The sequence below is a fragment of the Ruegeria sp. 6PALISEP08 genome (genome assembly GCF_001238295.1).
Classification (GTDB): Bacteria; Pseudomonadota; Alphaproteobacteria; order Rhodobacterales; family Rhodobacteraceae; genus Ruegeria.
This window is the reverse complement of the sequence record NZ_LGXZ01000008.1, coordinates 131,452-153,539: the sequence shown is the minus strand read 5'-3', so window position 1 is coordinate 153,539 and position 22,088 is coordinate 131,452. Positions and strand designations below refer to the sequence as shown.

22 protein-coding genes are annotated in these 22,088 nt (G+C 56.9%); 16 read left to right on the top strand and 6 right to left on the bottom strand.

What is annotated here, in order from left to right:
- The first annotated feature begins 3 nt into the window (after window positions 1-3).
- Entirely contained in the window at window positions 4-876 is an 873-nt protein-coding gene (locus tag ALB80_RS13685) for a ribokinase (RefSeq protein WP_050604635.1), read from the top strand.
- Here the strand turns inward: ALB80_RS13685 and msrA are convergent.
- On the bottom strand, window positions 873-1,544 hold the full coding sequence (gene msrA, locus ALB80_RS13680; RefSeq protein WP_050604634.1) for a peptide-methionine (S)-S-oxide reductase MsrA: 672 nt from the start codon (window positions 1,542-1,544) through the stop codon (window positions 873-875). The genes ALB80_RS13685 and msrA overlap by 4 nt on opposite strands.
- A 103-nt stretch (window positions 1,545-1,647) precedes the next feature.
- Between msrA and ALB80_RS13675 the strand changes: the two genes are divergently transcribed.
- From ALB80_RS13675 to ALB80_RS13645, 7 genes are all read left to right on the top strand, one after another.
- Complete coding sequence (locus ALB80_RS13675) at window positions 1,648-2,742, top strand: GlxA family transcriptional regulator (protein WP_253276885.1); 1,095 nt, start codon at window positions 1,648-1,650, stop codon at window positions 2,740-2,742.
- A 139-nt stretch (window positions 2,743-2,881) separates the two neighbouring features.
- Window positions 2,882-4,021 (top strand): SRPBCC family protein, encoded by a 1,140-nt coding sequence (locus ALB80_RS13670; protein WP_050604633.1) that lies wholly within the window; start codon window positions 2,882-2,884, stop codon window positions 4,019-4,021.
- Window positions 4,018-5,553, top strand: a complete 1,536-nt coding sequence (gene betC / locus ALB80_RS13665; protein ID WP_083445310.1) for a choline-sulfatase — start codon at window positions 4,018-4,020, stop codon at window positions 5,551-5,553. The genes ALB80_RS13670 and betC overlap by 4 nt, the downstream gene beginning before the upstream one ends.
- The gene (locus ALB80_RS13660) at window positions 5,550-6,344 is read left to right on the top strand and encodes an SDR family NAD(P)-dependent oxidoreductase (RefSeq protein WP_050604632.1); all 795 of its coding nucleotides are present in this window, start codon (window positions 5,550-5,552) and stop codon (window positions 6,342-6,344) included. The genes betC and ALB80_RS13660 overlap by 4 nt, the downstream gene beginning before the upstream one ends.
- Window positions 6,341-7,270 (top strand): 3-keto-5-aminohexanoate cleavage protein, encoded by a 930-nt coding sequence (locus ALB80_RS13655; protein ID WP_050604631.1) that lies wholly within the window; start codon window positions 6,341-6,343, stop codon window positions 7,268-7,270. The genes ALB80_RS13660 and ALB80_RS13655 overlap by 4 nt, the downstream gene beginning before the upstream one ends.
- Before the next feature lie 61 nt (window positions 7,271-7,331).
- Window positions 7,332-8,072: an SDR family NAD(P)-dependent oxidoreductase gene (locus ALB80_RS13650; RefSeq protein ID WP_050604630.1), complete on the top strand. Its 741-nt coding sequence runs from the start codon at window positions 7,332-7,334 to the stop codon at window positions 8,070-8,072.
- Window positions 8,072-8,998, top strand: coding sequence for a 3-hydroxyacyl-CoA dehydrogenase NAD-binding domain-containing protein (locus ALB80_RS13645; RefSeq protein ID WP_050604629.1), 927 nt, complete (start codon window positions 8,072-8,074; stop codon window positions 8,996-8,998). The genes ALB80_RS13650 and ALB80_RS13645 overlap by 1 nt, the downstream gene beginning before the upstream one ends.
- Window positions 8,999-9,000: 2 nt before the next feature.
- On the opposite strand, the gene ALB80_RS13640 is transcribed toward ALB80_RS13645, so the two are convergent.
- The 3 genes from ALB80_RS13640 to ALB80_RS13630 form a co-directional block, all read right to left on the bottom strand.
- The gene (locus tag ALB80_RS13640; protein WP_050604628.1) at window positions 9,001-9,282 is read right to left on the bottom strand and encodes an SCP2 sterol-binding domain-containing protein; all 282 of its coding nucleotides are present in this window, start codon (window positions 9,280-9,282) and stop codon (window positions 9,001-9,003) included.
- A gap of 79 nt (window positions 9,283-9,361) precedes the next feature.
- Entirely contained in the window at window positions 9,362-9,766 is a 405-nt protein-coding gene (locus ALB80_RS13635) for a DUF1810 domain-containing protein (protein WP_083445313.1), read from the bottom strand.
- Window positions 9,767-9,798: 32 nt separating this feature from the next.
- The gene (locus tag ALB80_RS13630; protein WP_050604626.1) at window positions 9,799-11,025 is read right to left on the bottom strand and encodes an argininosuccinate synthase; all 1,227 of its coding nucleotides are present in this window, start codon (window positions 11,023-11,025) and stop codon (window positions 9,799-9,801) included.
- 140 nt (window positions 11,026-11,165) lie between these two features.
- Between ALB80_RS13630 and ALB80_RS13625 the strand changes: the two genes are divergently transcribed.
- Together ALB80_RS13625 and ilvA are read left to right on the top strand one after the other, a co-directional pair.
- Entirely contained in the window at window positions 11,166-11,933 is a 768-nt protein-coding gene (locus ALB80_RS13625) for a hypothetical protein (protein WP_050604625.1), read from the top strand.
- A 57-nt stretch (window positions 11,934-11,990) separates the two neighbouring features.
- A complete protein-coding gene (gene ilvA / locus ALB80_RS13620; protein ID WP_050604624.1) occupies window positions 11,991-13,217 on the top strand; it encodes a threonine ammonia-lyase IlvA in 1,227 nt (408 codons plus the stop codon).
- Here ilvA and ALB80_RS13615 read toward each other — a convergent pair.
- A complete protein-coding gene (locus ALB80_RS13615) occupies window positions 13,214-13,543 on the bottom strand; it encodes an Hpt domain-containing protein (protein ID WP_050604623.1) in 330 nt (109 codons plus the stop codon). The two genes, ilvA and ALB80_RS13615, sit on opposite strands and share 4 nt — an antisense overlap.
- Before the next feature lie 163 nt (window positions 13,544-13,706).
- On the opposite strand from ALB80_RS13615, the gene ALB80_RS13610 reads away from it, so the two are divergent.
- Window positions 13,707-14,981, top strand: a complete 1,275-nt coding sequence (locus tag ALB80_RS13610) for a PP2C family protein-serine/threonine phosphatase (protein ID WP_050604622.1) — start codon at window positions 13,707-13,709, stop codon at window positions 14,979-14,981.
- Here the strand turns inward: ALB80_RS13610 and ALB80_RS13605 are convergent.
- Window positions 14,978-15,424 carry an NUDIX hydrolase gene (locus ALB80_RS13605; RefSeq protein WP_050604621.1) on the bottom strand — a complete coding sequence of 149 codons (447 nt, stop codon included), beginning with the start codon at window positions 15,422-15,424 and terminating at the stop codon, window positions 14,978-14,980. The genes ALB80_RS13610 and ALB80_RS13605 overlap by 4 nt on opposite strands.
- Before the next feature lie 76 nt (window positions 15,425-15,500).
- On the opposite strand from ALB80_RS13605, the gene ALB80_RS13600 reads away from it, so the two are divergent.
- The 5 genes from ALB80_RS13600 (at window position 15,501) to ALB80_RS13580 (ending at window position 22,085) form a co-directional block, all read left to right on the top strand.
- Window positions 15,501-16,487, top strand: a complete 987-nt coding sequence (locus tag ALB80_RS13600; RefSeq protein WP_050604620.1) for an Hsp33 family molecular chaperone HslO — start codon at window positions 15,501-15,503, stop codon at window positions 16,485-16,487.
- On the top strand, window positions 16,459-17,076 hold the full coding sequence (locus ALB80_RS13595; RefSeq protein ID WP_371255984.1) for a CoA pyrophosphatase: 618 nt from the start codon (window positions 16,459-16,461) through the stop codon (window positions 17,074-17,076). Before ALB80_RS13600 ends, ALB80_RS13595 begins: the two co-directional genes overlap by 29 nt.
- Entirely contained in the window at window positions 17,073-18,227 is a 1,155-nt protein-coding gene (locus ALB80_RS13590; protein WP_050604618.1) for a CCA tRNA nucleotidyltransferase, read from the top strand. Before ALB80_RS13595 ends, ALB80_RS13590 begins: the two co-directional genes overlap by 4 nt.
- A gap of 190 nt (window positions 18,228-18,417) precedes the next feature.
- Window positions 18,418-20,256 carry an ABC transporter ATP-binding protein gene (locus tag ALB80_RS13585; protein ID WP_050604617.1) on the top strand — a complete coding sequence of 613 codons (1,839 nt, stop codon included), beginning with the start codon at window positions 18,418-18,420 and terminating at the stop codon, window positions 20,254-20,256.
- The gene (locus tag ALB80_RS13580) at window positions 20,253-22,085 is read left to right on the top strand and encodes an ABC transporter ATP-binding protein (RefSeq protein ID WP_050604616.1); all 1,833 of its coding nucleotides are present in this window, start codon (window positions 20,253-20,255) and stop codon (window positions 22,083-22,085) included. The genes ALB80_RS13585 and ALB80_RS13580 overlap by 4 nt, the downstream gene beginning before the upstream one ends.
- Window positions 22,086-22,088: the final 3 nt, after the last annotated feature.

Below are 22,088 nucleotides of genomic sequence, written 5' to 3'. Positions count from 1 at the left end.
GTCATGACAATCTGGAACCTCGGCTCAATCAACGCGGATATGGTCTATGATTTGCCGCATCTGCCCGCGCCGGGGGAAACCCTGGCTGCCCTTGGACTGGATCGGTTTCTGGGCGGCAAGGGGGCCAACATGTCGGTGGCGGCAGCTCGGGCCGGATCGCGTGTCAGCCATATTGGCGCTGTTGGCCAGGATGGGCGCTGGGCGAAAGATCGATTGACGGAATATGGCGTGGATACGCTTTTTATTTCTGAGGTGGATTTGCCTACTGGGCACGCGATCATTGCGGTGGATGCTGAGGGTGAGAACCTGATCATCCTTTATCCAGGTGCCAACCATGCGTTGGATGTCAGCCATCTGGGGCAGGCGCTGTCATCGGCAAACACGGGTGATCTGCTGATCTTGCAGAATGAAACCAACGCGCAGGTGGAAGCTGCGCAATTGGGGCACCGGTTGGGATTAACCGTGTGTTATGCCGCAGCGCCGTTTCAGGCACAGGCGGTGAAGGCGGTTCTGCCCTATTTGGATTTCCTCATCCTCAACGAGGTCGAGGCTGAACAACTGCGTCAGGAAACCGGGTTGAGCGCATCTGATATGCCGGTTCGGCACGTCATCGTCACGCTGGGCTCAAAAGGCGCGCGGTATCTGCAGCAGGGCAGCGACCCGGTCGAGTTTGCGGCACATAAGGTGCAGGCCGTGGATACAACTGGGGCGGGCGATACATTCACCGGTTATGTTCTTGCAGGTATGGATCGCGGGATGCCGATGGAGCAGGCCATTTTACAAGCAAACCGCGCCGCGGCCCTAATGGTGATGCGGCACGGAACGGCTGATGTAATTCCTGATCTGAAAGAAGTGCGCGACGCGTCCTTCGATTAAGACCCGACAAATGGTGCATCTGAGCCCCAAAGCTGTTTGACACGCGCGTCACGGCCGCAGGCTTTGCGGTAGGCTTTGTAGGCATTGTGCTGTCGCTTGGGGCCGAACCGCGTCAAGATCAGTTTGTTCCCCTTGTAGTAGTCCTGATGATACGCCTCAGCAGGATAAAAGGTGCCCGCGTTCAGGATCGGGGTCACAACGGCTTGGCCCAAGGCCCGCTGCGCATCAGCTTTTGCTTCCGTGGCCAAAGCCTTTTCCCCTGTGTTAGAGACGAAAACCGCAGTGCGATAGCTGTCTCCACGGTCGCAGAACTGACCTCCGGCATCTGTTGGATCGACCGAGCGGAAGAACATATTCAGAAGCGTTTCGCGTGAGACCTGACCCGGATCAAACGTGATCTGGACCGCCTCATAGTGGCCGGTTCCTCCTTTCGAGACCTGATCATATGTGGGACTTGCCGACTTGCCGCCGGTATAGCCTGAAACTGCTTCGATGACGCCCGGCACGGATTCAAAATCCGATTCCACGCACCAAAAACATCCACCGGCCACGGTCAGCGTTTCGGTTCCTGCCGCCGGTGCCGGAAGCGCGCGCAGAATTGCAACCAAGGTGATCAGCGTGAAAAGAAGGGCTGGTTTGAGCGTGTCGAGATAAGCAGTCCGTGTCATATCAGGTCTCCTTTTGGGACCAAGGTGACCCGAGATCGACCAACTTGCAATTGCCTGACATCTCATGTCACGCGCTGGTGAGACGAGTTTATCGACAACGGTCATGTCTGAAGAAACCTTGTGTATCGGTAGTAAAAGAACTCTTCTGAAATTTGGCGAAGCAAGGTTGGGATCAGGATCGATGGTTCAGGAGGCGCAGGTATCAACCCGTTTGTTGGTCATTGTTGCACCCAGCTTCAACATGGCGGCAACCATGGGGTTCATTGACCCGTTTCGGGCCGCGAACTATCTGGACGGAAAACCTTATTTCACATGGGAGTTCCTGTCCGAAACGGGGGGCTTCTGCGTATCCAGCAATGGTGCGGGTATCGAGACTCGGGCGCTTGAAAAACAACGTTTAACCGAAGCTGACATTGTCATTGTGTCCTCAAGCTGGACGCCAGAGCGGCACCTGACATCTAAACTGGGAACAGTTTTGCGACAGCTTGCACGAAGCGGTGCGACTTTGGGCGCCTTGGATACCGGCGCTTTCATACTGGCGCAAGCCGGGCTGCTGAATGGACGGCGCGCGACTGTCCACTATGAGCACATTGATGCATTGCAAGAGCTTTACCCGGACATAGAAGTTGTCGAGAACCTGTATGTCATGGACGGCAATCGGCTCACTTGCTGCGGTGGATCGGCGGCAATCGACTTTGGGCTGCAAATTCTTCAGGGGGTACATGGCAGCGCCCTTGCCAACGCAGCAGCCAGATACGTGTTTCATGACCGGTTGCGTGGCCCGGCGGAACAACAGCAGCCGCAAGGTACTGAGCCTTTGGGAACAACGGTGCCAACCAAGCTAAAAATGGCGATTCAGGTGATGGAGGCCAACCTGGAGGAAACTGTACCCGTTCCCGAGATTTGCAGGCGTGTCGGGATTTCTCATCGTCAGCTGGATCGGTTGTTCGCGACGTATATCAAGAAAACACCTGCGCTTTACTACCGTGACATTCGGCTGGATCGGGCCCGTGGTCTGGTCACACAGACTGAGCTTCCTATTGCAGAGGTCGCTTTGGCCTCAGGCTTTTCCGGCCCCGTGCATTTCAGCCGCGCATATAAAGAAAGGTTTGGCTTGCCTCCGACGCGCGACAGGGTCGAGGGCAGGGTTCCGTTCGAATTCCGCGCCTGGCCAATGCATCGCAAGCCCAAAGCCTGACGCTGTGGTATTTATCAAGTTGGCTAAAAATGAATATAGTGCGGCGAAAAAAGTAAAGAGTTTAGCTGAGACTCAGAAGATCATACGCGTCACACGTCAATCATTGGGGCAGAGCTGCCCCTGAGCTGTGGAGCAACCAATGAACCAGCTGCCGTCCAAAACCCAGTTCAAACGGATTTCTGATGGTTTTAGCACCGATCCTTTCAACACCAGTTCCCTGAAGGCTGAGGCCTATGTTGACCCGGCCTGGTATCAGGTCGATCAAAATGAAATCCTGGCCAAGACATGGCAATGGGTCTGTCATGTCGAAAAGCTGCGCGCTCCGGGCTCTTACACAACAGTTGAAATTGGCGGGCGACCAATTGCGGTGGTGCGCGACCGCGAGGGTGCACTTCGCGCCTTTTACAACGTGTGCAAACACCGAGCCCATCATCTGCTGTCGGGCGAAGGCGAAACCACCCGTATCATGTGCCCATATCACGCCTGGGTCTACAAACTGAACGGCCAACTGGTACGTGCTCCCGAGACCGAGGATCTGGCCAACTTCAATACGTCAGATATCTGCCTCGATCAGGTACAAGTCGAAGAATTTGCGGGCTTCATCTATGTAAATCTAGACTCTAACGCAGCATCTTTACGCGACGTTTCCGGAAATCTGGAAACCGAAATCCGCCACTGGGCACCAGATATCGAGCAGCTGACATTTGGTCATCGCCTGACCTATGACATCAAGTCGAATTGGAAGAACGTCGTCGACAACTTCCTTGAATGCTACCACTGCCCCACCGCCCACAAGGACTTCTGCGATCTGGTTGATATGGAAACCTACAAGGTGACCACATACGGCATCTACTCCAGCCATATGGCCGAGGCGGGCAAGGGTGCCAACACGGCTTATGACGTTTCCAACGCCTCTGTGCGCACCCATGCTGTTTGGTGGCTGTGGCCCACCACATGTCTGATGCGCTATCCGGGGCGGTCTTCGATGATCGTGCTGAACATCATCCCGATTGGTCCTGACCGGACGCTCGAGACCTATGATTTCTTTCTCGAAACCCCTGAACCAGACGAGGCCGAGCTGGAGGCCATCCGCTACCTCGATGAGGTTCTGCAACGCGAAGACATCGACATTGTTGAAAGTGTTCAGCGCGGGATGAGCACTCCGGCCTTTACGCAAGGCCGGATCGTGCATGACCCGAATGGGTCGGGCAAATCGGAACATGCGGTACATCACTTCCACGGGCTTGTTCTGGACGCCTACGCAAAGGCCGCACCGTGACACGACCCAACATCGTTGTGATCATGGCCGATCAACTGGCGCCGCATTTTTGCGGCGCTTACGGCCATCCAACGGTCAAGACCCCTCATATCGACGCACTTGCCGCGCGCGGGATGCGATTTGATGCGGCCTATTGCAACTCGCCTCTCTGCGCACCGTCACGGTTTGCGTTCATGTCCGGGCAGTTGATCAGTCGGATCGCGGCCTATGACAATGCCAGCGAGTTTCGCGCCTCGGTCCCGACCTTTGCGCATTACCTCAAATCGCTGGGCTATCGCACCTGCCTGTCGGGCAAAATGCACTTTGTTGGACCGGACCAGAAACACGGGTTTCAAGACCGTGTGACCACCGACATTTACCCCGCCGATTTCGCCTGGACCCCGGATTGGGAAGCCCCGGACGAGCGGATCGACAAGTGGTATCACAATATGCAAACGATTAAGGAAAGTGGCGAGGCGGTCGCCACCTTCCAGACAGACTATGACGACGAGGTCGAGTTTGCGGCGCGCCGCTGGTTGATCGACAGGGGCCGAGACCGGGCGGCTGGGGAGGAAGCCCCGTTCTGCATGGTGGCCAGCTTTATCCATCCGCATGACCCTTATGTGGCCAAACCGGAATGGTGGAACCTGTATTCCGACGCAGACGTTCCGATGCCGGAGCTCACTCTGACGCCTGAGGAACAAGACCCGTTCTCGCGCCGCGTCATGGATGGGATTGAGGCGAGCTATGTCCCTTTGACCGAAGAAGAAATCCGACGAGCGCGACGTGCCTATCTGGCAAACGTCAGCTTTTTCGACAGCAAGGTTGGCGCGATGGTGAAGGCGCTGGAAGATATCGGAGAATTGGACAACACCATCGTCATCGTCACCGCAGACCACGGCGATATGCTGGGTGAGCGAGGCCTTTGGTACAAGATGAACTTCTTCGAGCACTCAGCCCGTGTTCCGTTGATCATGGCAGGCCCGGGCGTAGCCAAAGGTTGCGCTTCCAACGCCTGTTCCTTGCTTGATCTGTTGCCGACATTTGTGGACATCGCCGGAGGCTCTGATGCGATCTACGGCGAACCGATTGACGGTCGATCCCTAATGCCTCTTGCGCGCAGAGAAACCGACCCAGTGGATGAAGCCATCGGAGAGTATTGCGCCGAGATGACGCCATATCCGGTGTTCATGATCCGGCGCGGCCCCCTGAAATACATTCACTGCGACCCGGACCCTCCACAACTTTACGATCTTTCAAAAGACCCGCTGGAGAAAGTGAATCGTGCTGGCGACCCTGCCTACGCTGAACTGTCCGCACAGTTTGCTGAAGAAGTTGCACGACGTTGGAACAGCGAAAGCCTGCGCGCGGACGTGATCTCGACACAAAGGTCCCGTCGCGCCCTTCACTCTGCGATGGAGGCGGGTGCCGGTGAGGCCTGGGACTACAACCCGCCACGAGATGCCACTCAGGAATACGTGCGCAACCATATGGATTGGACGGTCGCTGCGACCCGCTATCGCTATCCGCCTTTGAAGGAGACCAAAGAATGATGCTGGAAGGAAAAACAGCCCTTGTGACCGGTGGACGCGGCGGGATCGGGCGCGCGATCGTGGCGCGTTTCCTGCGCGAGGGTGCGCGGGTCTATGCAGCTGATCTGACGCCCGAGGGATCTCTGACGGTCCATAACGACGACGGCAGCATCTTTGTGAAACTGGACGTCACGCAGGAAGCTGACGCAATTGCGGCGATGGAACAGGTTGGGGCCGAAGTCGGCCAATTGGACATTTTGGTCAACGCCGCTGGCATCGAGATTGAAAAGACCATTGAACAAACCACGCTGGAAGAATGGAACCTGTCCTTTGCGGTGAATGTCACTGGCACATTTTTAACTTCAAAACACGCGCTGCCACTTTTGCGCAAAGGGGCTGCGTCGGGAGCATCAGCCTCAATCATCAATTTTGGCAGCTATGACGGGTTTATTGCTGACCCCGGCCTTGCCGCCTATTGCGCAACCAAAGGGGCGGTTCACGCTCTGACCCGTGCGATGGCGTGTGATCACGGGCCGGAGGGTATTCGCGTGAATGCCATATGTCCCGGCTATGTCGACACGCCCATGTTGCAGAGCTTTTTTACCGGCGATGGTTCTGGCGGAGGCGGTAAGACCATCGATCAACTACAACAGGCCGTGCGTGACGTGCATCCGATGCGCACATATGGAACGCCTGACGATATTGCCAATCTGGTGAACTGGCTGGCTTCGGACGAGGCGCGCTATGCCAGCGGTCAGCTTTGGGTTCTGGACGGAGGGCTGAGCGCGCAAGTTCAGCAGATGAAGCTATGAGCAAACCGGTCATCATCACCTGTGCTCCGACTGGCGGGATTCACACGCCCACCATGTCTGAACATCTTCCTATCACACCGAATGAGATAACCGAGGCCAGCATCGGTGCGGTCGAGGCTGGGGCATCGATCATTCACTTGCATGCCCGCAACCCCGAAAACGGTCGCCCCGACCCGGATCCGGACCTCTTTATGCAATTCCTTCCCCGCATAAAGCAGGCGACGGGTGCTGTCATGAATGTCTCAACCGGAGGCGGGCTGGGCATGACGCGCGAAGAACGCCTGCGCGCGGCGCTGCGTGCCAGCCCCGAAATGGCCAGCATGAATATGGGGTCGATGAATTTCGGCATTTTCCCGATGATGCAGAAATACTCGGGCTGGAAACATGACTGGGAGCCCGATTTTCTGGATATGACCCGCGACTTCATCTTCCGCAATACATTCGCTGATATCGAATATGCGATGAAGGAACTGGGTGAAGGCCACGGCACGAAGTTCGAGTTTGAATGCTACGATCTGGGGCACCTCTACAACCTGGCCTGGGTCGTCGACCAAGGTTGGGTAAAGCCGCCGTTTTTCATCCAGATGGTTTTTGGAATTCTGGGCGGCGTGGGGGCCGACCTCGATAACCTGATGCACATGCATTCGATTGCTGAAAAGCTGTTCGGCGACAGCTATGAATGGTCGGTTCTGGCCGCCGGTCGGCACCAGATGGCCTTTACCACTCAGGCCGCAATTCTTGGCGGCAACGTGCGGGTTGGGCTGGAAGACAGCCTTTACATCGGGCCCGGTGAAAAGGCGAAATCCAACGCTGATCAGGTCCGCAAGATCCGCTCAATCATCGAAAACCTTGGCCTGACGGTCGCCTCTCCGGATGAGGCCCGCCAACGGTTAGGCTTGAAGGGCAACGACCAGACCGCATTTTGACGGGGGAAGATATGCAAACAAACACGCGTTTTGGCGACGGGTGCCGAGGGAAGGTATACTGATGCGGTTGACTGGGAAAAGAGCGCTGGTGACAGGTGGACGGCAAGGCATCGGTCGCGGGATTGTCGAGGCCTTTTGCAGTGAAGGCGCGACAGTGACGACGTGCGGGCGCGGGGCGCGGCCCGATGGGCTGGCTGACGACATCATCTGGTATCCGCTGGATGTTACGGACCCGGATGCGGTCAAAGCGTTGGCCGCAACCACAAACGGCACCGACATTCTTGTGAACAACGCAGGCGTTCAGGTCGAAAAGGCTGTCCCTGACAGTTCGGACGCGGATTGGGACGCAGTGATCGGCACCAATTGTCGGGGCGTTTTCAACATGTGCCGGGCCTATATCCCAAGGATGGATGAGGGCGCTTCAATCATCAATATAGGCTCTATTTCTGGGCAATTCGCCGATCCATCCATGGCGCTGTACAACGCCTCCAAGGCCTTTGTGCATGGTTTGACCCGTTCTATCGCGGTCGATCATGGGCCAAAAATCCGCTGCAACGCGATTTGTCCCGGTTGGATCGAAACAGGAATGTTGGACGCCGCGTTTGAGTTGGCCAATGATCCCGACGCCGCGCGCCGGGATGCGATCGCCCGCCATGCCACGCGCCGCTTTGGCAAGCCCGAGGATATTGCGAGTATTGCCGTCTGGCTGGCGTCGAATGAGGCAAGCTTTGCGACAGGTCAACTTTTCACGGTGGACGGTGGTATGACGGCCGCCTCACCTTTGAACCCGGGATTGTTCTAATGAAAATACAACACACGGCCTGCCTGGGCGGAGGCGTCATTGGTGCCAGTTGGGCAGCGCTTTTTCTGGCGTCCGGGCGTTCCGTTGCCCTCTTTGATCCCGATCCAAAAGTCGAATGGAAAGTACGCCAATACATCGAGGACGCATGGCCGACGCTGGATGCGCTAGGTCTGACGGATAACGGAAATCCGGACGTGATTACGTTTCATTCCAGCGCTGCTGCTGCGGTGGCCGGTGCAGGATTTGTTCAGGAAAATGTGCCCGAGCGTCTGCAGATCAAACATACAACCTTTGCCGAGATCGAATCCGCTCTGTCAAAGAGCGCAATTGTCGCCAGCTCCGCGTCAGGTTTAACACTGGGACAAATGCAGCCGGGCTGGTCTGACCCGTCACGCTTTGTATTGGGACATCCGTTCAACCCGCCACACCTGATCCCGCTGGTCGAGGTGATGGGAAATGAAAAAACAGCCAACGGCGTCGTTGATGCAGCGCAGGTGTTTTATGAAAGCTTGGGCAAGACCACGATCCGGGTCAACAAAGAGGTGCCTGGCCACGTTGCAAACCGGCTGCAAGCTGCGCTGTGGCGCGAAGCTATCCATCTAGTGGTATCGGGCGTTGCATCGGTCGAGGATGTGGACAAGGCCGTCTGGGCCGGACCGGGCGTCAGATGGGCGGCAATGGGGCCAACCATGTTGTTCAATCTCGGTGCCGGGGAAGGTGGGCTCAGGGCGTTTTGCGACCATTTCTCCGATACGTTCAATGGATGGTGGGACGATTTAGGTCAGGTCTATTTGACCGATGAGGTCGCTCAGCAGCTTGTAGACGGTGTGATCGCTGAGGCCGCAGGGAAAACGCCAGCCGAGCTGTCTGGGCAGCGGGACGCATTGATCCTGGCGATGCAGAAATCTATTGCGGAGTTCCGCTGAGCTTAGCCCAGCAGCTGCCCCAGCTTCATCGCGACGCCCATATTGCCCGAGATCTTGAGCTTACCCATAGCAACACCTGTCATCGGGTTCAGCTTTCCAGTCAGCAGCTTGGTCAGGTTGTCCTGTGAGATGCGGATGGTGCAATCCGTTTCTTGATCCTGCGTCGTGGCCTGACTGTCAGCCAGAACAATCACCCCGTCCTCGCCACAATCGAATTTCAACGATCCATCAAAGGTTTTGCCGTTCAGACCCTTTTGAATTCCGTCAGCGATGTCTTGAAGCATCCGGGTTCCTTTCGCAGTTTCCGAATGCGTAAAGGGTCAGCTGGCGCGCAGGCAAGGCTGACCCAACGGGAACTTCCGATTACGAAGTGGCAAGGCTCTGAACTGTCCGATTGCAGGGTTCACCACCAAAAAAGGTGTCGAGAACAGCTTGAAACTCTTCCGGAGCGTCCGCTACGGAAGAAAACAGTGTCATCGAAGACCGAAGCTTTTTCGCATCGATCCCACCCAGAATGTCAGCGGCATCCCGCCCTTTGTGCAACAGTATAAGCGACGCTGCTTTGGTCAGGCGACGGCGCAGTTCCGGGTGGTTCAGATAGGCCGTGGCCTCATCCAGATCTTCGATCCCGTAGAGCTGAGCCATATGGGATTGACCCAGCTCGGCCAGTTGCGGAAACACAAACCACATCCAGTGGCTGGTTTTCTGCCCCTGCTCCAATTCACGCAGGACATCGGCCCAAACCGTGTCCTGCGCCTCGATGAACATATCGAGTTCGTCGTCGTTATCGTCTTCGTCAATCACTTGGACAAACGCTTGTCGCGTGCGGCCAGCAGTTTCAGACGCAGCGCATTCAGCTGAATGAAACCTGCCGCGTCTGTCTGATCATACGCGCCGGCGTCTTCCTCAAACGTCACATGCGCCTCAGAGTACAGCGAGTGATCTGACCAGCGGCCCACGGTCGAGGCCAGACCCTTGTACAGTTTCAAACGAACGGTGCCGGTGACGTGCTCTTGCGATTTATCAATGGCAGCTTGCAGCATCTCACGCTCGGGCGAATACCAAAAGCCGTTATAGATCAGCTCAGCATATTGCGGCATCAGCTGATCTTTCAGGTGCATCGCGCCACGGTCCATGGTGATGGACTCGATCCCGCGATGCGCTTCCAACAGGATGGTGCCGCCGGGCGTTTCATAGATGCCACGCGACTTCATGCCCACGAAACGGCCTTCGACCAGGTCCAGACGGCCAATGCCGTGCTTGCCGCCATATTCGTTCAGCTTGGTCAGGATGGTGGCCGGGCTCATCGCCTCGCCATTGATGCTGACCGCGTCGCCTTTTTCGAAGCCGATTTCGATGAATTCAGGCTCGTTCGGCGCATCCTCTGGGTGAACGGTGCGCTGATAGACATAGTCGGGTGCCATATCGGCGGGGTCTTCCAGAACCTTGCCTTCGGACGAGGTATGCAGCAGGTTCGCGTCAACCGAGAACGGAGCCTCGCCGCGTTTGTCTTTGGCAATCGGAATCTGGTGTGCTTCGGCCCATTCCAGCAGCTTGGTGCGACTGGTCAGGTCCCATTCGCGCCAGGGCGCGATCACCTTGATCTCGGGGTTCAGCGCATAAGCGGCCAGTTCGAACCGCACCTGATCGTTGCCCTTGCCGGTCGCACCGTGTGCGACAGCATCGGCACCGGTGGCCTCGGCAATCTCAACCAGACGTTTCGAGATCAACGGGCGCGCGATCGAAGTGCCCAGCAGGTACAGACCTTCATACTGGGCGTTGGCGCGGAACATCGGGAAAACGAAATCGCGGACGAATTCTTCGCGGATGTCTTCGATATAGATGTTCTCGGGCTTGATCCCCAGCAGTTCGGCTTTTTGGCGAGCGGGCTCAAGCTCCTCGCCCTGACCCAGATCGGCAGTGAAGGTCACAACTTCACAACCATACTCGGTCTGCAGCCATTTCAGAATGATCGAGGTATCAAGGCCACCGGAATAGGCCAGAACAACTTTCTTGGGCGCGGACATCTGACTTCCCTTTATGCGTAGAACGATTGGCCCCTAACGGGTTTTGTGACCGGGAGCAAGTTGTGAGGATTGACGCAGAACGGGATTTGGGGTGAAACATACGCAATTTAAACAATGTTTGGTTGAAGGGGCAGTTTCAAATGTTGGGATGGCAAATATTTTTGCATTCGGTGCGGATGGTGTTCGGAAACCTGAAGCAGGTCCTGCAGATTACGGTTGGCCCAGCTCTGATTGCGACAATCATAATTGTGGGCGTGTTTTTGGCACTTGGTATTCCGCTTGAGGCGCTTGAAGACAATGCAGGCGACTTGCCGCCAGGTGCAACCGCAGGTTCGGCTTTTGTATTTGTGGTCGTTTTGCTGGCGGTAATGTTCGTAACCATGTTCTGGATCGCGGTGTCATGGCACCGCTTCATCTTGATGGAAGAATATCCCACGGGAATATTCCCGACATTCCGTTTCGACAGGATTCTTGCCTATTTCGGTCGCTTTCTGATGTTGGGGATTTTGATGGTGATCGCGTATATCCCCATGGGTCTGGTCGCTGCTGCATTAGGCGAAAGTCTTGCAGGGCTTTCGATCATTCTGGTGATTGTTTACACCGTTTTTCTGGTTGTTTGCTTCTATCGCCTGTCAATTATCTTGCCGGCGGCGGCGATTGGTGACCCCATTTCGCTCAGCGATGCATGGAACAAAACAGCGGGAGTCGGCAGTGCAATCTTGTTACTGCTACTTGTTGCCTTCCTGTTCCAGGTTTTGGTGCAGCTGGCTTTCACTGTTCTGGCAATAATCCCGGTTTTGGGCGTTTTGCTGACCGTGTTCTTCGGTACACTCGTACTTCCAATGATCAACGTCAGTATCTTTACCACCATGTACGGCGTCTTCATCGAAAAGCGCGAGCTGTCCTGAACCCGTACACATATGTATTCCTTGCCCTTTCAGCGGTGATCGGGCAGGGAAACCGGCATGACTGATTTCATGACCCGCGCCCGCGCCGCCGAACAGGCGATGCGCTCTGTCTTTCCGGCGACACCGTTGCAGCGGAATGCCCATTTGTCTGAACGCTATGGGGCCGATATCTGGCTAAAGCGCGAGGACCTGAGCCCGGTGCGGTCGTATAAAATCCGCGGCGCGTTCAATGCGATGCGCAAGCAACAGGGGCAGGACCTGTTCGTCTGTGCCAGCGCGGGAAATCACGCGCAGGGCGTGGCGTTCATGTGCAAGCATCTGGGCGTGCGCGGCGTGATCTTCATGCCGGTGACAACCCCGCAACAGAAGATCCAGAAAACCCGTATCTTCGGCGGCGACAATATCGAGATCCACCTGACCGGCGACTATTTCGATGACACGCTAGCTGCCGCGCAAACCTGGTGCACGCAGCAGGGCGGACATTTCCTGTCACCGTTTGACGATGCGGATGTGATTGAAGGGCAGGCTTCGCTGGCGGCCGAGATCGAAGAGCAACTGGGCGGTGTGCCGGATCACGTCGTGTTGCCGGTCGGTGGTGGCGGCATGTCCTCGGGTGTGGCCACATGGTTCGGGGATCGCAGCCATTGTCTGTTTGTTGAACCCGCTGGAGGCGCGTGTCTGCGTGCCGCATTGGCGGCAGGACATCCCGTTTCGCTGGATCATGTGGACACTTTCGTCGATGGTGCTGCCGTTGGGCGGATCGGTGAGAAACCGTTCGAACTACTGAAATCACGCCACCTGTCGGATGTGCTGGTCCTGTCCGAAGACCGTATTTGTACCACGATGATCGAGATGCTGAATGTCGAAGGCATCGTCTTGGAACCCGCTGGCGCGCTGGCGGTCGAAGCAGTGGGCGATATCCAAAGCTTTGTGCGTGGCAAGACCGTGGTCTGCGTGACGTCTGGTGGCAACTTTGATTTTGAACGCCTGCCTGAGGTCAAAGAGCGCGCGCAGCGCTATTCCGGGGTGAAGAAGTACTTCATTCTGCGCCTGCCGCAGCGCCCGGGTGCGTTGAAAGAATTTCTTGGCATACTTGGCCCCGAGGATGACATTGCCCGCTTTGAGTACATGAAAAAGTCAGCGCGCAATTTCGGTTCGGTCCTGATCGGGATCGAAACCCGCAAGCCTGAAAACTTCATGCGCCTGTTTGCGCATCTGGACGAGGCCGGGTTTACCTATACTGATATTACCGAAGACGAAACGCTGGCGCAGTTCGTGATCTAGCCCAGCTTCTGGTTCAGTTCCGCTTCGAACTTGAGTTTCGAACTGTCAAAAACGGCAAGAAGGGCAGGCAGATCAACGTCTGCGCCCTGACCTGCGGATGCCTGCCGTTCACCATCCTGGCAGAGTTTCGAGAACTGATCGAACCCAAGGCTGAGCGCGCTGCCTTTCAGGAAATGCAGGTTTTGTTCCAGCTCAACCCGGTCGATGTCGCGATGCAGGCGCGCGATGATCTCCTGCACCTCTTCCAGAAAAATCTCGACCACCTCGTCAAATTCATCTGGGCCAACTTCGTCCCGCAATTGCATGACTCTGTCCCAACGGATCATGGTGAAATACCTGCCATTTAACCTTCAAGGTTCTGCGTAAACCACGGCTGGTAAAAACCCGGTTAATGGCACCATTTGAACGCGGGTCGGGCCTTCATCGGATGTTAAACTTGCGGACGCTAAGGTCGCCCTGACCGGTCAATCTCATGAGAGCAGAGGGTAAATGGTACCAGGGGCGAGTCTTGAGGACACCAGATCAGATCTGGACTTCGGCGCGATCCGCAAGGTGCTGGTTGTGGATAACAGCCGTTTGCAGCGTCGCATTCTGGTGGCCTCGCTCAGGAAATGGGGGTTTGACGTGGTCGAGGCTGATACCGGCGAGGCCGCGTTGGAGCTTTGCCAGGCAGACCCGCCCGATCTTGTGCTCAGCGACTGGGTCATGCCGGGGATGAGCGGTCTGGAGTTCTGCTGCACGTTTCGCGCGCTGGATACAGACCAATACAGCTATTTCATTCTGTTGACGTCCAAAAGCGAAAAGCAAGAAGTCGCGCGTGGTTTGGACGCCGGGGCGGATGATTTTCTTATCAAACCTTTGGAAGCGGACGAGTTGCGCGCGCGCATTTCGGCCGGCGCGCGCATATTAGACATGCAGCGCCAGCTTTCGCAAAAGAACCGCCTGATTGAATCCGCACTGGACGAATTGAAACTGGCGCATGACGCGATCGATAAAGACCTGATGCAGGCCCGCAAGATCCAGGAATCGCTGGTGCCTGAACTAACGCGGGAATTTGGCAACTCGCGAGTCAGCCTGTTACTGAAACCTTGTGGTCACATTGGTGGGGATCTTGTCGGTATGTTCTCACCTGGCGTGAATCGGCTGGGGTTTTATAGCATTGATGTGTCCGGCCACGGGATCACCTCGGCCATGATGACGGCCCGGTTGGGCAGCTATCTGTCCAGCAAGCATTTTGATCAGAATGTCGCGATGGAGCAGCGGTTCAACAAGTTCTACGCGCTTTTGCCGCCGGAGGAGGTTGCGAGAACGCTCAATTCCCGTCTTATGGCGGACGAAGGGATCGAAGAATATTTCACGATGGTTTACGCCATCGTAGATTTGCGCAACGGGCATCTGAAAATGGTGCAAGCCGGGCATCCACACCCCCTTCTGCTTCGACGGGATAGCAGCAGCTGTTTCCTGGGCGAAGGAGGGTTGCCCGTCGGATTGATCGAAGGTGCGAGTTTTCAGCAAATCGAGACTCAGCTGCAGCCTGGCGACAAACTATTGTTGTATTCAGACGGTCTTACCGAATGCGCTCTGGCCGATGGTAGCCTGTTGGACGAAGGTGGTTTGCAAGAGATGGCACAACTCTGCGTTTCGGAACATGGCGGGTCCGAGTTTCTGGATGACATGTTCTGGCGTCTGACCCAGGTTATGTCGCCCAAAGAGGGGGTAGGGGATGACGTCTCGGCCGTGTTCTTCGAATATAACGGCCCCTAGAGCGACCAAAGATGCATTCTGGCAAAATGCCGATCACCGTCATTGCCAAGATTTTCAACCGCATCTGACGCATCCACCCATCGCGCTTCGTGAAACGCTTCGGCTGGCGGGCCCATGCGGCGGACGGGGCGCGCGCGATAGATCATGCAGATCTTTTCCGCCCACAGATCGTATTCCGGCATATAGCTAAAGCGGCGAAAGGCACCGACACGGCGCGGGTTGGCAACCAGCCACCCGGTTTCTTCATAGACCTCGCGATGCAGTGCCGTGATCGGCGATTCGCCCGGATCAATGCCTCCACCCGGCAGTTGCAGCTCTGGGTTGAGGCCGTCGTCATACCATGTCACCAGCAAGGACCGTCCTCGAGGCAAAAGCACGTACACTCCGGGTCTTTGCGTATATTTCTGCCCTGCCTGAGGGGTTTCGCCAAACCGTCTGATCATGTATGGCCCCTTAAAACCCAATCTGTACGACCTATATGGTGCCGGTATGCCAACCCGTGGCGTGTAAGGAAACCCCATGTCTCTTGGAACAAAAATCGCGTGGGACGACACCGTCCTGCCCTTTCAACTTGATGCATCCGACATGCGCGGCCGCGTGGCCCGTCTGGATGGCGTGCTGGATGGCATCTTGAAGCAGCACGATTATCCGCAGCAAGTCGAAGCGCTGGTGGCTGAAATGGCCTTGCTGACCGCGTTGATCGGCCAGACCGTTGCACTGCGCTGGAAGCTGTCGCTGCAAGTGCAGTCCAAAGGGGCGGTCCGCATGATCGCGACCGACTATTACGCGCCGCAGGAAGAGGGCCAGCCCGCCCAAATTCGCGCTTATGCCAGTTTTGACCACGACCGTCTGACCGATGCTGCCCCCTTTGATCAGGTGGGCGAAGGGTATTTCGCCATCATGATCGACCAGGGTGAAGGCACGCAACCGTATCAGGGCATCACGCCGCTGGCTGGCGGATCGCTGAGTGCGTGCGCCGAGGCGTATTTCGCGCAATCCGAACAGTTGCCGACGCGGTTTTCGCTGAGCTTTGGCAAATCGACCGAGCCCGGCGCGGGCGAGCATTGGCGTGCAGGCGGCATTATGTTGCAGCACATGCCCAAAGCGTCGCCCTTTGCAGCATCAGGTGAAGGTACGGGTGAAATCCTGACCGCCACCGATCTGGTAGACGGTGAAGAAGGTGAAAACTGGGGTCGCGTCAATATCCTGCTGGATACTGTCGAGGATCTGGAAATGATCGGCCCCTCTGTTGCGCCGACCGACCTTTTGGTTCGCCTGTTCCACGAGGAACAGCCGCGTGTTTATGACGCGCAATCGGTTCAATTCGGCTGTACCTGTTCCGAGGACCGGGTGCGTCAGAGCTTGTCGATCTATTCGGCGAAGGACATCGAAAAGATGACAACTCCCGAAGGTCTGGTCACAGCTGATTGCCAGTTCTGCGGCGCGCATTACGTGCTGGATCCGGCCACAGTGGGCTTTGAAGCTGAAGACAGCGAAGGTGCATGATCCGGTTGAACAGATCCGGGCGGCCTTGCGCCGCCCCGGTCACGGATCCAGCGATTTTGACCTGAACCCCGAAACCGTTCTGCCACCCGGGCGGCGGCTGCGCCCTGCAGGTGTTCTTGTGGCCATCTCATTGGCCGGTGATACGCCTCGGGTGATCCTGACCAAAAGGTCTTCTGCATTAAAGCACCATCCGGGGCAAATCGCCTTTCCCGGAGGCAAACAGGATGAAACGGATGCCGATGTCACGGCAGCGGCTTTGAGGGAAGCACAGGAAGAGATCGGGCTGCCACCTGATTTGCCAGAGGTTCTGGGGTTTCTGCCGATGCATGAAACAGTCACCTCTTTCAACGTCACACCCGTGGTCGCAGTCGTGCGTGACAGATTCGAACCTGTGCCTGAACCCGGCGAAGTGGACGAGGTATTCTCGACCCCTCTTGCTCATCTCTTGAATCCCGAGAATTATCTGGTTGAGTCGCGTCGCTGGCGCGGCCAGAAACGCAGATACTACGCAGCTCCGTACGGCCCTTATTACATATGGGGCGCGACGGCCCGCATATTGCGCGGGCTTGCAGCACGGGTGAATGAATGATGCAGATTAATGAGCCTTGGGTCAGTGAACTAGCGACCCAACAGGTATGCGCAGCCCTGACCTCATCCGGCGCACAGGCGCTTTTTGTGGGTGGCTGTGTGCGCAACGCTCTTCTGGGCGCTCCTGTCTCGGACATCGATATTGCCACCGATGCCCGACCAGAGCAGGTGGTTCAGATGGCACAAGCTGCGGGGCTCAAAGCTATTCCAACCGGTATAGACCACGGTACGATCACGGTGGTCAGCGCAGGTATCCCGCACGAGATCACGACCTTCCGACGTGACGTGGAAACCGACGGTCGGCGAGCAGTCGTCGCCTTTTCCAAACACGTTGAAGAAGACGCTGCGCGGCGCGATTTTACCATGAACGCGCTTTACGCACTGCCCGATGGGGCTGTGTTAGACCCACTTGGTGGCCTTCCTGACCTTAAAGCTCGGTCAGTGCGGTTTATCGGAACGGCCGAAAATCGGATCCGCGAAGACTATCTTCGCTCACTTCGTTATTTCCGCTTTCACGCCTGGTATGGTGATCCTGACGCCGGTTTTGATCCCGATGCGCTGGTGGCCATCAGTGCCAACCTTGAAGGGTTGGAATCGCTGTCGCGCGAACGGGTCGGGGCAGAATTGCTGAAGCTTCTGGGTGCGCCTGATCCAGCCCCCGCCGTTGCAACAATGCGCAGCACAGGCGTTTTGACCCGGTTGTTGCCGGGTGCGGACGATCGGTCTTTGGCACCTTTGATTGCGCTGGAACAGGCGGCGGGTGCCGATCCCGATCCGGTGCGGCGTCTGGCAGCCATCACCAAGCCCGAGGATGCAGCGACACTGCGGTTAAGCCGTGCGCAGCTGCAACGCCTGACCCGAATGCGTGAGGAGGCGCAGGCCACAACCAGTGTGGCAGAGCTTGGGTACCGCTATGGCGACGAAGGTGGCTTGCACGAGACCCTCTTGCGCTGCGCCTTTCTGGAACGACCATGGTCCGAAGACCTAAGGCGTGACTTGCATGCAGGGTCAACGGCCCGCTTCCCGATACAGGCCAAGGACCTGATTCCCAGCTTTACCGGGCCGGCGCTGGGCAAAAAGCTGGCAGAGCTTGAAAGCCGCTGGATCGCGTCCGGCTTTGCGCTTTCGCGTGAGGAGTTGCTCGCAACTTAGCGCGAAGTCTCAAAAGGGGATGACAACTTTTTTCCTTTGTGCTTAGGTGCGCCTGACACATGGATGGAGGAATGCGAATGTATTACGGGATCTGGTTCGGCTAAAGCCAGGACACTTGCCCCGTAACGGGTGGTGTTCAGGCGCCATCTTTCTTCGCACGTCTATTATCTGCTCAATCGGAGCACTCTCCATGTTTCGCTATTTCGAAAATCTTGTTGACCCTTTTGTCGCCTATACGGAATCCGACAAACCGCCGACCAGGCTGTGGCCGTTTATGTTGGACTATTCGCGGCCCTTCTTTCGGGTATTTGTCTGGACCGCGTTGATTTCCATCATCGTCGCGGGGGTTGAAGTCGGACTGATCTACTACATGGGCCGCGTTGTCGATCTTTTGGGGGGCACCCCGGCCGAGGTCTGGCAGAATCACGGAACAGAACTGTTGTTGGTGGCTGCATTTGTACTGCTGTTGCGCCCGTTGCTGCATCTGATCGACGTGCTGTTGCTTAACAACACGATCCTGCCGAGCTTTGGCACCCTGATCCGCTGGCGTGCGCATAAACATGTTCTGCGCCAATCAGTTGGGTGGTTTGAGAACGACTTTGCCGGTCGGATCGCCAACCGAATCATGCAGACGCCGCCCGCCGCGGGCGAAGTGGTTTTTCAGGTTTTTGACGCGATTTCCTTCTCGTTGGCCTATCTGATCGGCGCGGCAATCCTGTTGTATGTTGCGGACGCACGCTTGCTGATCCCGTTGCTGATCTGGTTTGCATTTTACGCGATGCTGGTGCGCTGGACGGTGCAGCGTGTGGGCCCGGCGTCAAAGGCTGCCTCGGATGCGCGCTCGACAGTGACGGGTCGGGTGGTGGACAGCTATACGAACATCCACTCGGTCAAAATGTTCGCCCATGGCCCGCAAGAGCTGGACTATGCCCGCGAAGCCATCCAGGAAACCCGCCGGACCTTCCAGATCGAGATGCGGATTTTCACCATCATGGATGCGGTTTTGGTCACGCTGAACGGTATGCTGATCGTGGGCGTTGTTGGCTGGGCGATTGGGCTTTGGATGCAGGGAACAGCTTCGGTTGGTGTTGTTGCAGCGGCGACTGCGTTGACCCTGCGCCTGAACGCCATGACCGGATGGATCATGTGGGCATTGACCAGCTTTTTCCGCCAGTTGGGTATCGTGGCCGAGGGGATGGAGACCATTGCGCAACCCATCAATCTGCTGGATGCACCGACTGCGAAACCCCTGCATCTCAGCAAGGGCGAGATTCAGATCCGCGATCTTTCGCACCACTACGGTCGTGAGACCGGAGGCTTGGACCATGTCAACCTGACCATCCAGCCTGGTGAAAAGATCGGATTGATTGGGCGTTCCGGCGCCGGTAAATCGACTCTGGTTAAGCTTCTTTTGCGGTTTTACGACGTCGAGCGCGGTGCAATTTTGATCGATGATCAGAACATCGCGCAGGTCACGCAAGACAGCCTGCGCAGTCATATCGGCATGGTCCAGCAAGACAGCGCGTTGCTGCACCGGTCTGTGCGCGACAACATCCTGTATGGTCGGCCGGATGCGTCCGAGGCGCAGATGATCGCCGCCGCCAAACAGGCCGAAGCGCATGAGTTCATCCTTGATCTGCAAGACCCGCAGGGTCGGACCGGGTATGATGCACATGTGGGGGAACGCGGCGTGAAGCTGTCCGGGGGTCAGCGTCAGAGGGTGACCCTAGCGCGAGTTGTCCTGAAGGATGCGCCGATCTTGTTGTTGGATGAAGCGACATCTGCCCTAGATTCCGAGGTTGAAGCGTCAATTCAGGAAACTCTCTACGGCATGATGCAAGGCAAAACCGTGATCGCAATTGCGCACAGGCTCAGCACCATCGCGCAGATGGACCGCATTTTGGTGATGGATGCTGGCCGCATCGTGGAAGAAGGCTCACATTCAGACCTTCTGGCGCAGGGTGGCCTTTACGCGCAGTTCTGGGCGCGGCAGTCTGGCGGCTTCATGAACCCGGAGGCCGCTGAATGAGGGTTGCTGACCTCATCTACCCGTTCAAAAACATCGAAACGCCCCCACCGCAGACTTTGGGGGCGTTCATTCGCTGGAGCCTGTCCGGGGCCTGGCCCATGCTGTTTGTCGCGGCTTTCTTCTCGGCCACAGCAGGCGCGATGGAGGCAGGGACAGCGTGGATTCTGGGTCGCGTGATAGATGTGGCAACCTCCAGCGGGCCCGAAAGTTTTCTGACCGCAGCAAATATGTGGATGATCTTTGGCGCAGCTGCGTTCTTTATGCTGCTGCGCCCGATCCTGTTTGGCCTGTCGTCTCTGTCGAACAACTACATCGTCATGCCCAACATCACACCTTTGGTGCTGGCCAAGTTGAACCGTTGGACGTTGGGCCAGTCGGTGACTTATTTCGACGACGATTTTGCCGGTCGGATCGCGCAGAAACAGATGCAGACGTCGAACGCCATGGCTTCTGTCGTGTCGGAAACGATCAGCGCGATTGTGTTTGCCTTGGCGTCTCTGGCCGGATCTTTGCTTTTGTTAGGATCTATTCATCCATTGGTGATGTTGCCCTTTGCCGCCTGGCTGGTGGTCTATTTCCTACTTGTACGCTGGTACCTGCCGCGCATCCGCGTGCGTTCTGCCGCGCGGGCCGGGGCGCGGGCGATGGTGTCGGGGCAGGTGGTCGACACGATCACCAACATCAAGACCGTCAAGCTGTTCGCGCATTCCGCTTTCGAAGATCAGGCCGCGCGCGACTCGATGGTGGAATTGCGCGAACGATCGCTGGATTTCGGCAAGCTTTCGGCCAGTTTTCGATTCATTCTGATGACGCTGGCCGGTGTGCTGCCTGTTCTGTTGTTGGGCGCGACGCTTTGGTTGTGGCAACTCGGCATGGCGACCGCAGGGGATATTGTGGCGGCAGGTGCGGTTTCGATCCGCATCGCGCAGATGACCGGTTGGGTCAGTTTCACGCTGATGGGTCTTTACGCCAACGTGGGTGAGATCGAAAACGGAATGAAAACACTGGCCAAGCGTGACCGGGTCGAAGATGCGGGCGACGCAAAAGACCTGACCGTGCACGACGGATCGATCTCATTCGAAAATGTCAGTTTTGCCTATGGTCGGGATATAGGCGGTGTCACGGATCTGACCTTGACCATAGAACCCGGTGAAAAGCTGGGCATCGTCGGTGCCTCGGGCGCGGGTAAGTCCACACTCGTTTCGCTTCTGCTCAGGCTCTATGACAGGGAAAGTGGCGCAATTTGTATCGACGGGCAGGATGTGTCGCAGGTGACGCAAGACAGCCTGCGCCGTGAGATTGGCATGGTCACGCAGGAAACGGCGATGTTCAACCGCTCAGCGCGCGAGAACATCCTGTACGGTCGCCCGAACGCATCCGAAGATGAGATGATTACTGCCGCGAGGAAGGCCGAGGCGCATGAATTCATCCTGAGCCTTGAGGACGCAAATGGACGCAAAGGCTATGACGCCCATCTGGGCGAGAGAGGCGTTAAGCTCAGCGGTGGGCAGCGGCAACGTATCGCTTTGGCCCGCGCCATTCTGAAGGATGCGCCGATTTTGGTTCTGGATGAGGCGACCTCGGCGCTGGATTCCGAGGTCGAAGCCTCGATCCAGACGGCGCTGCATCGGGTGATGGAAGGCAAGACCGTTCTGGCCATTGCGCACCGCCTGTCTACCCTCAGCGAGATGGACCGGATCGTTGTTCTGGATCAAGGGCAGATCGCAGAATCCGGAACGCATGAGGCTCTGCTGGATCAGGGCGGGCTGTATGCGCGGTTCTGGCACCGTCAGTCAGGCGGCTTCATTCAGGCGGAAGCTGCGGAATAAGGG

Excerpts from the sequence above, each read along its gene's own strand:
- ALB80_RS13635 (WP_083445313.1), bottom strand. The coding sequence starts at position 9,766 with ATGTTCATCGAGGCGCAGGACACGGTTTGGGCCGATGTCCTGCGTGAA.
- ALB80_RS13655 (WP_050604631.1), top strand. The coding sequence starts at position 6,341 with ATGAGCAAACCGGTCATCATCACCTGTGCTCCGACTGGCGGGATTCAC.
- ALB80_RS13645 (WP_050604629.1), top strand. The coding sequence starts at position 8,072 with ATGAAAATACAACACACGGCCTGCCTGGGCGGAGGCGTCATTGGTGCC.
- ALB80_RS13580 (WP_050604616.1), top strand. The coding sequence starts at position 20,253 with ATGAGGGTTGCTGACCTCATCTACCCGTTCAAAAACATCGAAACGCCC.
- ALB80_RS13640 (WP_050604628.1), bottom strand. The coding sequence starts at position 9,282 with ATGCTTCAAGACATCGCTGACGGAATTCAAAAGGGTCTGAACGGCAAA.
- ALB80_RS13600 (WP_050604620.1), top strand. The coding sequence starts at position 15,501 with ATGTCTCTTGGAACAAAAATCGCGTGGGACGACACCGTCCTGCCCTTT.
- ilvA (WP_050604624.1), top strand. The coding sequence starts at position 11,991 with ATGACTGATTTCATGACCCGCGCCCGCGCCGCCGAACAGGCGATGCGC.
- ALB80_RS13630 (WP_050604626.1), bottom strand. The coding sequence starts at position 11,025 with ATGTCCGCGCCCAAGAAAGTTGTTCTGGCCTATTCCGGTGGCCTTGAT.
- msrA (WP_050604634.1), bottom strand. The coding sequence starts at position 1,544 with ATGACACGGACTGCTTATCTCGACACGCTCAAACCAGCCCTTCTTTTC.
- ALB80_RS13625 (WP_050604625.1), top strand. The coding sequence starts at position 11,166 with ATGTTGGGATGGCAAATATTTTTGCATTCGGTGCGGATGGTGTTCGGA.
- ALB80_RS13685 (WP_050604635.1), top strand. The coding sequence starts at position 4 with ATGACAATCTGGAACCTCGGCTCAATCAACGCGGATATGGTCTATGAT.
- ALB80_RS13585 (WP_050604617.1), top strand. The coding sequence starts at position 18,418 with ATGTTTCGCTATTTCGAAAATCTTGTTGACCCTTTTGTCGCCTATACG.
- ALB80_RS13660 (WP_050604632.1), top strand. The coding sequence starts at position 5,550 with ATGATGCTGGAAGGAAAAACAGCCCTTGTGACCGGTGGACGCGGCGGG.
- ALB80_RS13650 (WP_050604630.1), top strand. The coding sequence starts at position 7,332 with ATGCGGTTGACTGGGAAAAGAGCGCTGGTGACAGGTGGACGGCAAGGC.
- ALB80_RS13615 (WP_050604623.1), bottom strand. The coding sequence starts at position 13,543 with ATGATCCGTTGGGACAGAGTCATGCAATTGCGGGACGAAGTTGGCCCA.
- ALB80_RS13675 (WP_253276885.1), top strand. The coding sequence starts at position 1,648 with ATGTCTGAAGAAACCTTGTGTATCGGTAGTAAAAGAACTCTTCTGAAA.
- ALB80_RS13605 (WP_050604621.1), bottom strand. The coding sequence starts at position 15,424 with ATGATCAGACGGTTTGGCGAAACCCCTCAGGCAGGGCAGAAATATACG.
- ALB80_RS13610 (WP_050604622.1), top strand. The coding sequence starts at position 13,707 with ATGGTACCAGGGGCGAGTCTTGAGGACACCAGATCAGATCTGGACTTC.
- ALB80_RS13670 (WP_050604633.1), top strand. The coding sequence starts at position 2,882 with ATGAACCAGCTGCCGTCCAAAACCCAGTTCAAACGGATTTCTGATGGT.
- ALB80_RS13590 (WP_050604618.1), top strand. The coding sequence starts at position 17,073 with ATGATGCAGATTAATGAGCCTTGGGTCAGTGAACTAGCGACCCAACAG.